Source organism: Bacteroidia bacterium, assembly GCA_026932145.1.
Lineage (GTDB): Bacteria > Bacteroidota > Bacteroidia > J057 > JAIXKT01 > JAIXKT01.
This window is the reverse complement of sequence record JAIXKT010000032.1, coordinates 26,481-41,014: the sequence shown is the minus strand read 5'-3', so window position 1 is coordinate 41,014 and position 14,534 is coordinate 26,481. Positions and strand designations below refer to the sequence as shown.

The 14,534-nt window shown below is 38.3% G+C and carries 15 protein-coding genes; 5 read left to right on the top strand and 10 right to left on the bottom strand.

From position 1 onward, the window contains the following. The first annotated feature begins 41 nt into the window (after window positions 1-41). Window positions 42-2,126 (top strand): SurA N-terminal domain-containing protein, encoded by a 2,085-nt coding sequence (locus LC115_07925; GenBank protein ID MCZ2356599.1) that lies wholly within the window; start codon window positions 42-44, stop codon window positions 2,124-2,126. Between the two features lie 254 nt (window positions 2,127-2,380). Here LC115_07925 and LC115_07920 read toward each other — a convergent pair whose 3' ends face one another. From LC115_07920 to LC115_07875, 10 genes are all read right to left on the bottom strand, one after another. Next, entirely contained in the window at window positions 2,381-2,572 is a 192-nt protein-coding gene (locus tag LC115_07920; protein MCZ2356598.1) for a hypothetical protein, read from the bottom strand. A 21-nt stretch (window positions 2,573-2,593) separates the two neighbouring features. After that, window positions 2,594-3,193: a XylR N-terminal domain-containing protein gene (locus LC115_07915; GenBank protein MCZ2356597.1), complete on the bottom strand. Its 600-nt coding sequence runs from the start codon at window positions 3,191-3,193 to the stop codon at window positions 2,594-2,596. Window positions 3,194-3,529: 336 nt separating this feature from the next. After that, window positions 3,530-4,456, bottom strand: coding sequence for an L-serine ammonia-lyase, iron-sulfur-dependent, subunit alpha (sdaAA, locus tag LC115_07910; GenBank protein ID MCZ2356596.1), 927 nt, complete (start codon window positions 4,454-4,456; stop codon window positions 3,530-3,532). Between the two features lie 79 nt (window positions 4,457-4,535). Continuing rightward, window positions 4,536-4,754 carry a hypothetical protein gene (locus tag LC115_07905; GenBank protein ID MCZ2356595.1) on the bottom strand — a complete coding sequence of 73 codons (219 nt, stop codon included), beginning with the start codon at window positions 4,752-4,754 and terminating at the stop codon, window positions 4,536-4,538. After that, window positions 4,751-5,635, bottom strand: a complete 885-nt coding sequence (gene cyoE / locus LC115_07900; protein ID MCZ2356594.1) for a heme o synthase — start codon at window positions 5,633-5,635, stop codon at window positions 4,751-4,753. Before cyoE ends, LC115_07905 begins: the two co-directional genes overlap by 4 nt. 13 nt (window positions 5,636-5,648) lie before the next feature. Continuing rightward, a complete protein-coding gene (locus tag LC115_07895) occupies window positions 5,649-6,221 on the bottom strand; it encodes a heme-copper oxidase subunit III (protein ID MCZ2356593.1) in 573 nt (190 codons plus the stop codon). An 8-nt stretch (window positions 6,222-6,229) separates the two neighbouring features. After that, window positions 6,230-6,568, bottom strand: coding sequence for a cytochrome C oxidase subunit IV family protein (locus tag LC115_07890; protein ID MCZ2356592.1), 339 nt, complete (start codon window positions 6,566-6,568; stop codon window positions 6,230-6,232). A 39-nt stretch (window positions 6,569-6,607) separates the two neighbouring features. Then, a complete protein-coding gene (locus LC115_07885) occupies window positions 6,608-7,216 on the bottom strand; it encodes a cytochrome c oxidase subunit 3 (protein ID MCZ2356591.1) in 609 nt (202 codons plus the stop codon). A 22-nt stretch (window positions 7,217-7,238) separates the two neighbouring features. After that, the gene (locus LC115_07880; GenBank protein MCZ2356590.1) at window positions 7,239-8,942 is read right to left on the bottom strand and encodes a cbb3-type cytochrome c oxidase subunit I; all 1,704 of its coding nucleotides are present in this window, start codon (window positions 8,940-8,942) and stop codon (window positions 7,239-7,241) included. Between the two features lie 12 nt (window positions 8,943-8,954). Then, a complete protein-coding gene (locus LC115_07875) occupies window positions 8,955-9,662 on the bottom strand; it encodes a hypothetical protein (GenBank protein ID MCZ2356589.1) in 708 nt (235 codons plus the stop codon). A 195-nt stretch (window positions 9,663-9,857) separates the two neighbouring features. On the opposite strand from LC115_07875, the gene LC115_07870 reads away from it, so the two are divergent. The 4 genes from LC115_07870 (at window position 9,858) to LC115_07855 (ending at window position 14,529) form a co-directional block, all read left to right on the top strand. Continuing rightward, window positions 9,858-10,595 (top strand): Crp/Fnr family transcriptional regulator, encoded by a 738-nt coding sequence (locus LC115_07870; protein ID MCZ2356588.1) that lies wholly within the window; start codon window positions 9,858-9,860, stop codon window positions 10,593-10,595. A gap of 283 nt (window positions 10,596-10,878) precedes the next feature. Continuing rightward, the gene (locus LC115_07865; protein ID MCZ2356587.1) at window positions 10,879-11,868 is read left to right on the top strand and encodes an SIMPL domain-containing protein; all 990 of its coding nucleotides are present in this window, start codon (window positions 10,879-10,881) and stop codon (window positions 11,866-11,868) included. Between the two features lie 135 nt (window positions 11,869-12,003). After that, a complete protein-coding gene (locus LC115_07860; protein MCZ2356586.1) occupies window positions 12,004-12,741 on the top strand; it encodes a Stp1/IreP family PP2C-type Ser/Thr phosphatase in 738 nt (245 codons plus the stop codon). Between the two features lie 9 nt (window positions 12,742-12,750). Next, complete coding sequence (locus LC115_07855; protein ID MCZ2356585.1) at window positions 12,751-14,529, top strand: SpoIIE family protein phosphatase; 1,779 nt, start codon at window positions 12,751-12,753, stop codon at window positions 14,527-14,529. Window positions 14,530-14,534: the final 5 nt, after the last annotated feature.

Sequence of the window (14,534 nt, the reverse complement as noted above, 5' to 3'; positions counted from 1 at the left end):
TTTTGGTTTAAAACAAATTAAAGAGTTTTGTTATGGCTATTATGAATAAAATCCGGGATCGCGTGGGCATTGTCATCGCGGTCATCGGGGTATCAATGGCAGTATTTATTTTAACGGATTTAATTTCACATATCAACGGAGGTTCTTTCTTTAAAGATACTTCTGCCGGGGAGGTTTTAGGTAATAAAATAGATTTTACTGAGTTCAATGCTCATTTTCAGCGAGCATTAGAAAATAATCAGCGAAATTCACCTAACGGTATTGATGAAGCCCAAAAAGAACAGATTTTGAACTCAACTTGGGATTCTTATCTGAATGATATTATTTATGCAAACCAAACCCAAAAATACGGTATTGAAGTTTCCGGAAAAGAACTTGCAGATTTATTTGTAGGCCCGGATCCTTCTCCGATTGTGGTTCAGGTTTTTTCACAAGGCGGCAACCAATATGACCCCAATCAAGTGAAGCAGGTAGTAGCAGCCAGCAAAAAAGATAAAAATATAGCTGCACAACTTAAAGAATTAGAAGACTACATCGCCAAAGCACGTATTCAGGAAAAATACAATAACGCCGTAAAATCCGGTATGTTCTGCGCAAAATCTGAGGCTAACTACAAGCACCAAGAAGAAGGTAAAACGGTTACTTTCTCTTTTATGGCTGTCAACTATGGCTCGGTAGCAGATTCTTTGGTTAAAGCCACTGATACAGATTATATCCGCTATTATAATGACCATAAAGAGGAGTTTAAGCAAACCCAAGATGAAGTAGTTATCAAATACGTTCTTTTCCCTAAAACGCCGTCTGCACAGGATACAACAGCCTTAGTAGAAGACTTAAAGAAAGTGGTAGAAGATTTCAAAACGACCCACGATGATTCTTTGTTTGCAGCCTCAAGAACCGAAGTTGCGGCAGGATTTACCTTTCAAAACATCGCTAAGTTAGATGCAAGCACTCAAGGTTTTGTTAATAACGGCAAAGAAGGCGATATTTTAGGCCCTTATTTAGAGGGAACTCATTTTAAGGTGGTCAAAATTAATGGCTTTAAGAAAGATAGTTTGCCAAGTTTTAAAATCCGTCATATATTCATTCGGACTTCTCCTGACTCTTCTGTTAATCTGAAGAAAGCGCAAGAGGTAAAAGCCAAAACCACAAAAGATAACTTTGCGGAGCAGGCTATGGCAAATTCAGATGACTACCAAACCAAAAACGTAGGTGGAGATTTAGGTTGGTTACCCAGAGGGAGATTTGGAGAAGACTTTGAAAAAACGCTTTCCCGCTCACCGGTAGGCGCTATTGTTGGCCCAATTAAATCTAATCAGGGATATCATATCGTAGAGATAGTAGAAAAATCTGACAAGTTAGTTCGCTTAGCTACTGTTATTCGTGAAATTTTCCCGAGTAACACCACTATTAAAAATATCGAACGGGCGGCAATTAAGTTTACGAGTACTATAAAAACCGGTGCTGACTTTGTGGCAGCAGCTACAAAAGCCGGTTATGATGTTCGTACAACTCAACCCATCCCCCCCTCAATGTCTAATATTCCGGGAGTTGAAGGCTCCAAAGAAGTTATCCGTTTGGCACTAAACTCAGATGAAGGCAAAATTATAGACATCCGTAACTGCGATAATGCGTATCTCTTTGGTTATGTGGCAACTAAAAACTTAGCTGGATATAAATCCTTAGCCGCCGTCAAAGAAATGATTACCCGCCCGGTTTTAAATAAAAAGAAATCCGAGTACATCATAAATAAACTTTCTGGCGTTTCGGGTGGAGATTTAGAGCAATATAAAACTAAATATGGAACCGGTGCTTTTGTAAGCCGCGCTGAAAATGTTTCATTCTCAGTTAGTTCTATCCCCGGTGTGGGAGCTGATCCATACATATTGGGCAAAGTATTTCGCCTCAAGCAAGGGCAAGTGTCAAGGCCGGTTGCAGGCTTTACCGGTGTGTATATCCTAAAGATAGAATCTATCAAAGAGGCCGATAAAATGAATGACCAACAACTTGCTGATGCCGTTACCAGACAAGCAGATACCAAGAAATCTGCCATGGAAAGCAAGATTTATCAAGGTCTTCGCGAATATGCTCAGATAAAAGATTACCGATACAGGTTTGGGTTGTAGTTTTTCATAACAACCCAAACTCTCATAGTAGCTCAAAAAGCGTAATTTAATCTATTCAAAAAATTAAATTACGCTTTTTGAGCTATTTTTATTTAGAATCGACTTCGGCAGCTATAATTTAATTTGTTTTAGCTTAACTAAAATCTATCCTACATTAGGATGAATATCCTAACTCCCTCTGTATAGGTTTAGCAGCTATTAATTAGCTTAAACCATATTATTACCCTTTTAAAGTAATCTGTAAACAACTTACTTTAAAAGTTTGGGGCGGGCATTCCGGTAATTTCCTCAATTGCCTTTTTAAATTTCCGAATATTATCTAAATTATCAGGCATTGTTGCGGCAATAATACTCGGGATATTTGTTTTGCCAGCTAACTGGGCTTTTCCGGAAATCCCTTTAATTTGAACTACATATTGGTAGTATTTTACTAATTTCACAGCCATAGCTTTATTATTTTTATTTTGTTAGCTAAATATTTTAAATGCCTCAATATAGGGTTTAGCAATATCGCCCCATTCGCCTTCTGGTTTTATTTCCCAACCACAGTTAGCATCGCCTTTGCAAGCGCAAACTGGCTCAATCGCAACTAATTTGCTTCCGAAAAAAGCCGAGCACCACCCAGAGGCGTATCCCATTAAACTCCAACAAGATACTTCTTTAGAGTGCCCACAAAAAGCAATGTGTTGTTCTGCCTCATAGGAGTTTGCCCATACTCCGGTAAAATAAAACTCCCCTGTATCTCTATTAAAACGAATTTCTGTTGGGGTTGCTCTTACAATCCCTTCCCAAGTGTGTATAACAGGTCCTGATGCCAATAAATCCATTTCGGTTTCAAAGGTATAGTTTATTTTCATCTGGATAAAGTCGGCATAGCCGCATTGGTAGCCAAATCGAAGGAACAATTGCCGGGCTCTTTCCATACCAAGTTCGTCTATTAATAGCTTGCGAAGTAAGCCAATAGCCTCTACATCAAACATTGCTAAACGTGTACTCCTAAAAGAAGCAATACCCGTTTCTATGGAAAGCTTTAAATCTTTGGAAAAATCGAAGTCCGTTGCTTTCATATTTAAAAAATGAAAAATTGAGTTGTGTAAAACATTACGTAAATAGATATTATCTTAGGCAAAGATAGTACCTTTTAAATTTAAAACTAATGAAAACACAGTAAAGTTTAGTTTTTCACCTAATTGTATTTTGAATATACAAAAAATAAATTAGGTAACTTACCTCACTTTCTACAAAACAACTATATGATATATATTGATAATCAAATAGTTAAAGCAATTAAAGTATATTGCTTATAATCTCCGATATGGATAATTTGTTATATCTATGCTACAAGTATCTTCTGCAACTATTGCATAGGTATAAGAAAGAGTTACGTTTATCAGGTAAGGGGATTAGTTCGGTATTTCGTCCGTATCTGGAGTTTCTATAAGTTCTTCTGGAACTATTTTTCGGTTTAGGACTTTTTCTGCGATGGCTTTTCCGGATGGTGTAGCGGCTAATCCTCCTAAGGCGGTTTCCTTTAGGGATATATCCATATTTTGGCCGATTTCTCCCATTGTATCTACGACTTCATCTACTGGGATTATTGAGGGGTCTCCGGCGAGGGCTATTTGGGCTGCCGAGAAGGCGATGACGGCTGCTGAACCATTTCTTTTTACGCAGGGAACTTCTACTAAGCCGGCGATGGGGTCGCAAACGAGGCCAAGCATATTCATGATTGTGATTGCTACTGCGTCAAATACTTGCTTGATGCTTCCTTTCAAGCAATAAACGATAGCACCTGCTCCCATTGCGGCTGCGGCACCGGTTTCGGCCTGGCAGCCGCCCACAGAGCCGGAAATAGAAGCACGCCGCTCAATAATTAGTGCTATGCCGGCTGCAACCAACATCCCTTCATAAATAATTTGGTTAGGTAGATGGTGGATTTCTTGTAACGTAGATAATACTCCTGGCACAATTCCAGAAGCTCCAGCCGTAGGGGCAGCAACAATTCTACCCATACAAGAATTTAGCTCCTTAGCAGCTATTGTCTTTACTAATAATGTTTTAAATTCTTCAGAAAGAACCGTTATCGTACAATCTCGGATTTTTTTAGCCCCATTATTGATCATTCCACTACGAGAAGTCATATTTTGGGTAAGTCCTGTTTCTATCGCTTCACACATGACTAAGTAAGCCGCCGAGATTCTATCCCAAACTTCTTGTTCTGTGCGATTTCGTTGTATCATTTCATATTCAACAACGGGTTTCCACAAAACTATATTCTCTTGGGTGCAATATTGCTCCCATTCTTGAAAGCTATCAAAGTTTATTGGCATACATTTATGTTAAGCAACAAACTTAGTTTGTTTTTCTGACTTTGTAAAGACTTACAAAGAATAAAAACATCAAAATACTTTAATTGTGTTGATTTGAAGAATCCTTATAGCGTTTGCGTACCCACCATACGAGGCTTCCTCCCATCACAAGTGGTAGTGCTGTTAAAAATACAGTAACTATTTTGTAGGCAAAAATACTTTTTGGTGAATATCCGCTTTGGCACATCGGGCAAGCTAAAACCATTGCGGGAACAGCACTTATTAGGATGAAAAAAATAAAGGACTTAATGAGTTTCATAGAAATTTTTCAATTACTAATGTAATCAGTACAAACGGTAGGAACGCAAAACAAGAAAGCATCAACGTAACGGCAGCTTTGTCTGTCCTTTTGATATAAAACTTATAGGATAAAAACATCATCCCTAAGGCTGCTAAGGCTAATATCCAAGTTACGTGAAAGCCGGCAGTTTGATACATATAAAGAACTAATACAGAGGGTATTATTAAAAATGTAGATAGTAAAATCAGGCTTGCAGAAAGTTTATTTTTGCGTTGCATCGGAAGCATTTTGAGGCCGGCTTTGTTGTATTCGTCATTTTGTAGCCAAGCAATAGTCCAAGTGTGTGGAAATTGCCAAACAAACTGAATCCCAAACAATAAGATAGCTTCTAATTGAATAGCACCGGTTCCAGCAGTCCAGCCGATAATAACTGGGATAGAGCCGGCAATGGCTCCCGGAACAATCGCTAAGGAGGATAATCTTTTCATGGGGGTATAAATCCCGGCATAAGTAACGATGGCACAAAAACCGAGTATCCCTGAAATGAAATTTATACTAAATAAAAGTAATAGTCCGATAACTCCGGTAAGTAAGGCTAACGTCAATGCTTCTAATGGATTCATTCTATTAGCCGGAAGGGGTCGCTTTGCCGTACGCTTCATAAATTTATCTGAAATACGCTCAATAACTTGATTTAAAATATTTGCGCAAGCAGTAATGAGGAAGCCACCGGCAGATAATAACCAGATTGTAAGGGTATCTACCTGACGATTTGTTGCCCATAGATAAGACATCGCGGCAGAAAAAACCACAAAAAAAGATAACCTTAGTTTTACTAACTGGCCATAGTCAATTAGCTTTTGCTTAGTAAAACTTTCAATCGCAGATAAACTTAACATAGCAAATTTGGTTTTATAATAGATAAACTAATACATACAATACCGGCCAAATTCCCACCACAAAATACCAATATAGGTTGCAAACTACTATTGTTTCTTGCTTGTCTTGTAGGTCTGAACTTCGTTGTAATTTATTTAATAAGTATAGCAAAATCACAAGCCCTGCAACAGCATGGACTGCATGAGCACCGATAATGGTATAAAAGAATGCTCCGTATAGGCTGGAAGAAGTGGTTAATCCGTAGCTGATTAACTTTGCCCATTCACTTCCTTGAATAGATAAAAATATTATTCCCAATAAGATAGTTACATACAAGAGGGTCATTTTAGCCGAACGTTTATACTGCCGTGCAAACAAAAAGGCCGTTATGCCACTTGCTAATAGTACTAAAGTATTCACAAAAGTTATTTCTATGGGTAAGCGAGGCTGGCTATATGGTGGCCAAACGGCTGCTGTTGCACGATTGACAGTGTATGCACTGATAAAGCCGGCAAATAGCATTACTTCTACCGTTAGAAATAAAATCATTCCTAATAAGGCGTTCGGGATTTTTTTCCCAGATGCACCTTGAATAGCTATATCCATAATACTAATTAGTTATATTTTGGAACAACATCCCGAATAATGTACGTAACGTCTGGCATTACCCCAAAAAAGAATGTTAATAGTGTGAATATCACCATAGCAACGGCTACACCAATTACCCACGGCTCAAATTTTAGGTGCATAAAGTTACGCATCACCATAGCAATCTTCCAAAAAGCTGTCCCAAAAATGATAATAATAGAAAGCATCGAGGAAAAATAGCCTACGGCTAAACTCACTGCAAAAAGAACGAATAACTGAATAAGTACCTTTTCATAATTTGGATGCCCATGATAATCATTCTCCATATCGGGGATAACGACCCCTTCTTCTTTATTTGACTCCATAATAGTTAAGTTAATTTGTTTATAATGAATTAGTTGTTTTTATTTTGCGATATAAAGTAGTGGGAATAAGAAAATCCAGATTAGGTCAACCATGTGCCAATAAAGCCCAACGAGTTCTACTCGGTGTAGGTTTTTTCCTTTTCTGGCACCCATCATTACGATAAAGATGGATATCATTCCGATAATAACGTGCAGCCCGTGCAGCCCTGTCATGGTATAATAATATGACCAGAATACAGAGCCCACAGCATTGCCGGCATCCTGTAGCTTAGGGCTACTCATCGTAAATCCGTGGTGGATTTCATTTGTGTATTCTATTGATTTATTGATTAGGAAGAGGAATCCGCAGCCGATAGTTACGCTCATCCAGAGGGTTATTTTGTTTAGTTGCTTATGTACGGCGGCTGTGTGTGCACGGACGATGGCATAGCTGCTGAATAGCAACACGATGGTATTTAGCGCACCAAAAAAGGTAGAGGTGTGGGCTGCCTGCGCAGACCATTCTTCGGGATAGCGAAGCCTGCTCATGAGGTAAACAGCTATCAGACCCCCAAAGATAGCCAATTCGCCGGCAATAAGTACCCAGAGTGCAAGCCGCCCCTGAGGAACAGACCGCTCTGAAACATACATTGTTTGATTCTGACTCATATTCTTTTACTTGATTAAGATTTTATATTTTTTGATTTTGTGGAACGAAATCCGTTGTAAACTGAGGATTACTGTATTCATAAGGGCCATAATTTACAGAAATAGGCTCTGGGAAGTTTCCATGAGGCGGAGGTGATGAGGTTTGCCATTCTAAAGTAGCTGCATTCCAAGGATTATCTACGGCTTTTTCTTTCTTGCGTAAGGTGATGATTAAGTTAATTAAGAAAATAAACTGGCTTAATATTAAGCAAACAGCAGAAATAGTTGCGATTTTTTCAAATGTTCTGTAAGGTTCTTGCATCACATTTGAGAATAAACTGTAATTGTAAATCCTACGGTGCTGTCCGGCTAATCCGTTGAAAAATAACAAGAAAAATGTTCCATTAAAGAAAATAAATGTTAAAGCGAAATGCAGTTTGCCTAAGGTTTCATTCAGGTTTTTGCCCAGAAACTTGGGAAACCAATAGTAGAAAGAGGCAAAGAAGCCAAAAAACACAATTGGGAACAAAGTATAATGGAAGTGAGCAATGATAAAGTAGGTGTCATGCGCATAGATGTCAAAGGTGTTAGAGCCTAAGAATAAGCCGGTTAGACCGCCAATCAAAAATAGGCCGATGAAGCCGAGTGCCCAAAGCATTGGCGTTGTAAACCTGATGGAGCCTCCCCATAGTGTTGCCATATAAGAAAGAAATATCCCCGCAAACGGAATAGAGATAATGATAGTGCCAATGCTAAAAAAAGTAGCCATACGTGGGTCTATACCGGCAACAAATTGGTGGTGTGCCCACACAACAACAGATAATATCGCTGCCAACACCGTAGCATTTACGATAAACTTATAGGCAAATAGGGTTTTACGAGAAAATACAGTAATGATTTCTGCCACTACTCCTAATGCCGGCATTAGGATCACATAAACCTCAGGATGCCCAAAAAACCAAAATAAGTGCTGAAATAAGATAGGGTCTCCACCGCGGGCGGGGTCATAAAAACCAGTTCCTAAAATATTATCAAAGAGTAACATAATGGCTCCCGCTACTAACGGAGCAACAGAAAACATAAAATCAAGGCTTGCAATGCAGAGGAACCATACGATAATGGGTAATTTAAAGGCAGATAATCCCGGTGCGCGTTTGTTGATAGCAGTTACTAAAAAGTTAATCCCGCCCATCAACATTGCTATAATTTCAAGTGCAACTGCGATAATCATTAAACTTGCTCCGGAAAAGAATGCTGACCAAAACTCCGGCCTCGTATTGTGATAAGCACCAGCAGAAAGCGGCGGATATAATGTCCAGCCTCCGGCAAACCCCCCTGAAGGTACAAAAAAGGAAGATAATATTACAATAGAACTAATAAAGAAAACCCAAAAAGAGAGCATATTTAACGTAGGGAAAGCCATATCGTCAGCTCCTATCATAATGGGGATTAATAAGTTACCTAACCCGGAAAGCAATATGGGCATTGCTACCCAAAGCACCATAATCATACCATGGTTGGTAACTAAGGTGTTGTACTCTTGCGGATTAAGGTTTCCAAAAAACGGAATATACTCTCCCGGGAAGGCTAAGTTCATCCGAAATACGTATGCCAAGAAGCCACCTACAGATGCCATTATCAACCCCATGATAATATACTGCAACCCGATAGTTTTATGGTCAGTCGAAAAAATATATTTTGACCAAAAACTCTGGGGATGTTCGTGCGTGTGAAGCGCGTGTTCCATATTCATTAAAATTTATTGTTTATTAGTTACTTTTTTTTCGTAAAGATTTTTTAGGTATAAATCGTTTTTTTCTTGGGATTCTACGACCAGAAAGTTCCGCATATTAGTATGCAATACGCCGCAGATTTCTGCGCAAGCTAAGTCATATTTTCCTTCTACGGTAGCGTTAAACCAGCGTTTTATGGTTCTTCCCGGCACATTATCTTGCTTTAATCTAAGCTCTGGTATAAAAAAACTATGTACTACATCTTTTGCTTTTAGATCTACTACTACATTTTTATTTACCGGCACATGAAGTTCACTATTTTGCTCATCAACAACTACATCATCAGCAGTATAGAGTTTACCGTCTTCACCCGGATACTGAAAAATCCAGTTCCACTGCCGGCCAATAACAGCTACATGAAAATCCGGATTTGGGATTTCCTGCTCTATTTTTGCCCAAGTAGGGTGCTCTACAAGCAAAATAGCAAAATCACTTGCTGCCAACAATGCCATTGCAATCACAATCCAGCGAAAGTGCTTCTTATCTTCTCCGGTAAAATACGCCGCCTTAGACACCTTTTTATAGTGATTAAGAACCAGCGGACGCAGCAGTATATATAAACTGATAACAAATGCTATTGACACTAAGATAGTTATGAACCAAAAGAGGTTATCCATCTCTTCACTATACGTGCTAATGCCTTTTGGAAAAATAGATATTAAATACTTCATCATTATTTAAAGATTACTTTCAAGATATAAAACAATAAAAAATATGCTGTATAACATATTTGAATTGCAAGTTTACAACAAAAACAGATACTTCATTATGTGATTTATATCACAAATTTTTGTGATATAAATCACATAACAATATTGTGTAAATCATAAAAATATTGTAGTTATTTTGTATTCAAAATTTTATTAAGCATGAAAGATTCTCATTGTAACTCATTACCAAATACTTGCCTAACTTGTGAGAAGAAAAAAAACTCATTATTTGATGGTCTTTCTGCCGATGAACTTTCTTTATTGGAAAGCCACCGAACAACGGTGAACTATAAAAAGGGAGAAGCTATTTACAAAGAAGGAATTCGCCCGTTGGGGCTACTCTGCCTAAATGCCGGAAAGGTAAAATTGGTGCGTACCACCAAAAATAACACCCAGCAAATTATGCGCCTCAAAAGACCTGTTGATTTTATTGATATTCGTTCAGTGGTTTCTATGACCCGCTACAACCATTCCGCTGTTGCCTTAGAAGAATCCTCAGTGTGCTTCATAGATACCCAAGATTTTTTGAGGGTTTTGAAGGGAAATTCAAAATTGGCATTAAAAATTATCCAAACGCTTACAAATGAATTAGATGAAGCTGATTCGAGGTTTGTTAATATGACCCAAAAATATATGAGAGCAAGGCTTGCCGAAACCATTTTGTATATTAAAGACTTTTTTGGAACACTGATTGATAACGAAACTATTAACTGTACCTTAACCAGTTCTGATTTAGCCGGTTTATCAAATATGAATATTGCCAATGTTATCAGAACGCTGTCTTCCTTTCGCCAAGAAAATTTGATTGACGTAGTAAAAAAAAGAATCGTTTTACTTAACCCACAAGCAGTTGAAAATATCAGCTCAGAAAAAGATATTGCAGCACATACTTTGTAAATAGCTAAAAATCAGGTTTGTAGTTCAAAAACCATTGGAGATGTAGTTTTGTTTATGGAACATTATTGCTATCATGGTGTCATGATTCTCTGTTTTCTTGGAAAAACAAGTAGTCTTTCTGACCCATCTTCTGTACCTAATTCATAACAGATTTTTCATATCTATTTTTAGATACTTTTGCGTTTTGGCATTGAGAACAAGTGATTTGGGTTTCAGGCATAAAGTATAATCTTTCTCACGAATCTTTTTATCATACTTTCAGAATCATAACTTATAATTTTTTATGAAGTTTATCACAATTATTCTTGGTGGGTTACTATTTAGCTGTTTGTCATTAATGGCACAAGTAGGTGGAAATCAACTATATGACAGAGAAAATAAATCCTATAATTCAGATGAATCTGGGAATGCAGCATTTCCAAACAAAAATCCGTCAAAAACGGTTGAAATATATGCTAACAATGAGATTTTGATTCGGGTGGCCGGCTTGATGAACGTTATCGCAGATAAATATGTGGCCGTTTTTAATGTGATTCAGGTTGCCGAAACGGCCTCCCAGGCAGATGCACTGATGAACGAGAGAATAGCCGTTCTACGCACAGAACTTAAACATGCCGGTTTTGACTCTACGGCTATTTTTGTTGATCTCGTATCATTCTTGCCAAGATATGATTATCAAGCTGATTCAAAGCTGTTTAGCAAAAGCTATAATGAAGTTCCCGCGGGATTTGAACTGCAAAAAAACATTATGATTCAGTATAAAAAAGCCTTTCAATTAGATGCTATCATTACGGCAGCTGCTCAGGCTGAAATCTATGATTTAATAAAAGTAGATTATTTTCTGTCAAGCCAAGCAGCTTACCGAGATAGCCTACGCGCACATTGCCATCGAGAATTTCGCAATAAGGTGAAAGCATACGAATCTCTGGGAATTCGTATGGATTCCGTAAAACGTGTTGCTAATGAGAATTTTACAATAACATATCCGCCGAACCGCTATTTCTCATATCAAGCATTTTCCCGCCCCTCACTGAATGCAGCACGCAAAAGAACGTCCGCTAATACCAAAGAAATCTATAAAGCGGTATCAAAATACTATAATCAAGTAGAGCCCGATAATTATGACGTTATTATAAACCCGATAGTTTCGGAGCCGGCCGTGCAAATAACTTATACAATGGCTGTTAAATTTATGCTGCCGGAAACACCCGCTAAGTCAAACTATTACATTATCACCCCCACCGGGGAGGTTAAACCCTTCAACCCAAAATAAAAATCAGCACCTACGTTATGTTGTTAGTGCTAAAAGTCCATTTTTATGATTTTTTGTTATGTAACAAGTAAGATAATTAAGAGATAACCTTTTCATAATTCAAAAAAATGTACTTTTGCTTTCCTATAAAAAACGATGAGGCATAAGCCGGAATTTGCAAGTTGCACAGATAAAGGGAAAGTTCGGGCGATAAATGAAGATGTTTGCGGTTATTTTCAGACTCTAAATGGTTTTTTATTAATTGTTTGTGATGGTATGGGCGGGCATGCACGTGGAGATTTAGCCGCAAGTACTTCTGTGAGAGCTATCGCCAAAACACTGTCATCAGAATATTTTGAAAATCCCGTAGAGGGTATCCATATTGCGCTGCAAAATGCCCACCAAGAAATCTGCGCTAAAGTAGCCGAGAACCCAGACTTAGGCGGAATGGGTACTACCGCCGTAGTGGCCTTAGTCAGAGAAACGACACTTTACTATGGCCATATCGGAGATAGCAGAATATATCTATTTAATAATGAGATACTCCATAGATTAACAAAAGACCATTCTTTTGTTCAAATGCTTGTAGATGCCGGAACTATTACGGAGGCTGAAGCCGAAAACCACCCCAAAAGAAATATAATTTTAAAGGCAATCGGAGGTACAAAAAATGACCCCGAATTAGCACCTGAACCAATCCTACTATTGCCTGAGTATATTTTATTACTTTGTACAGATGGCCTAACTACAATGGTCACTGATAGTGAAATATCCAATGTGCTGTCAGTAAAATACTTAACATTACAACAGAAAGCAACATTACTGACTGAACTTGCCTTAGATTCCGGTGGTGTTGATAATATTAGTTTACAGTTATTCTGTGTTCAACCTTAATCCAAATAAATGATTGTTAGACCCGCTATTTTATGTATCGAAGATGAGTTAATTATCTTAAAAGCCCTTGGAGAGGAAGTTTCCCACTCTTTCTCTGAATATCAAGTAGAACTTGCTGAAAATTCAGAAGAAGCACTTGATATTATCCAAGAACTTTATGAGAGAAAGCAAGAATTAAGCCTTGTAATTGCAGACAATAATCTGGGCACAGAGAGAGTAGAAGTATTAATAAAAAAAATTCTCCTAAAATTTCCGGATACCTTAATTATGATGCTCACCGGCCAAGCCGATATTGACTCAATTATTAATTTGGTCGCACTGGGTCAGCTACATACTGTATTAACAAAGCCATGGGATAAGGAGCATTTATATCGGACAGTAGAAGACGCTGTTACTAAGTATAGACAGCGAAAACAACTTCGAGAAAAACATAAAATGTATATGGAGATTCACCGAGCCTCCATGTCATTAACCGGTGAAATTCGGTTAGATAAGCTGATGAACAAATTAATGCGTATCGTGATGGATAATGCAGATGCCGAAGTTGGATATTTAGTATTAGAAAGAACCGAAACCGGCCCACTATTCATCGAAGCTATTCATTATGCGAGCTCCCATGAATCAATTATTGAGAGCATAGAAATCACCGAAGATGCTCCTATTAGTGCCACTATTGTCAATTTTGCACGGCAATCTCGAGAAAATATTATTCTCGATGATGCCATGAACTACGGCTTCTTTGCTAACCATCCGTATATCCAGCGGAATCAATGCCGTTCGATTTTATGCACTCCCTTAGTGTATCAAGGCCGTTTTATGGGAATGTTGTATTTAGAAAACAAATCCCGCACAAGTGCCTTTTCTCCATACAGCTTAGATTTACTATCTACCTTGTCTGCCCATGCCGCAGTGGCGTTACAAAATGCCCGTATCTATGCCGAGATAGAGCAACTTGTTCAGGAACGCACAAATGAAATTGTATTCCAGAAAGAAGAAATTGAGCGTCAGCGAGATGTAATCATGCAGAAAAATCGGGATATTATGGAAAGTATCACCTATGCCAAAAGAATCCAAGATGCATTTTTACCTAAAACCAGAGATATTCTGGCTGCATTTCCTACGTCTTTTGTCTATTTCCGCCCCAAAGATGTTGTTAGTGGTGATTTTTATTGGTTTACACAGCGTCTGAGCAAAGCTGTTTTAGTTGCGGCTGACTGCACCGGGCACGGAATACCCGGAGCCTTTATGTCTGTGATGGCCAATACATTACTTCAGCAAATTGTTGAATTAGATGGGGTTTTTAGACCCAATGAAATCTTAGACCAACTCCACTTGCGGGTGAGAGTCGCGCTTAAACAAGAAGATGACGCAAATGCCAGAGACGGAATGGATATTTCGGTGCTACAAATAGATACAAAACGCCACCGAATAATGTTTTCCGGAGCTAACCGACCGTTAGTTATGATACGAAACGGTGAAGTTGTTGAATACAAAGGTGATAAATTTTCCGTAGGAGGAGAACAATTGGAAGAAGTCAGAAACTTTACCCTGCACCAAATTGATATAGAACCTGGGGATACTTTTTACATATTTACAGACGGATTTCCAGACCAATTTGGCGAAGAAATCAACAAAAAGTTCCAGTCTCGAAGATTTTATCAGCTATTACAAGAAATTTACGAAAAAGATACCGAGCATCAACGCCTGCTGGTAGATGCCGAATTACGGCACTGGCGTGGCGAAAATGAACAAACAGATGACGTACTGGTAATCGGAATTAAATTCTAAAGCCT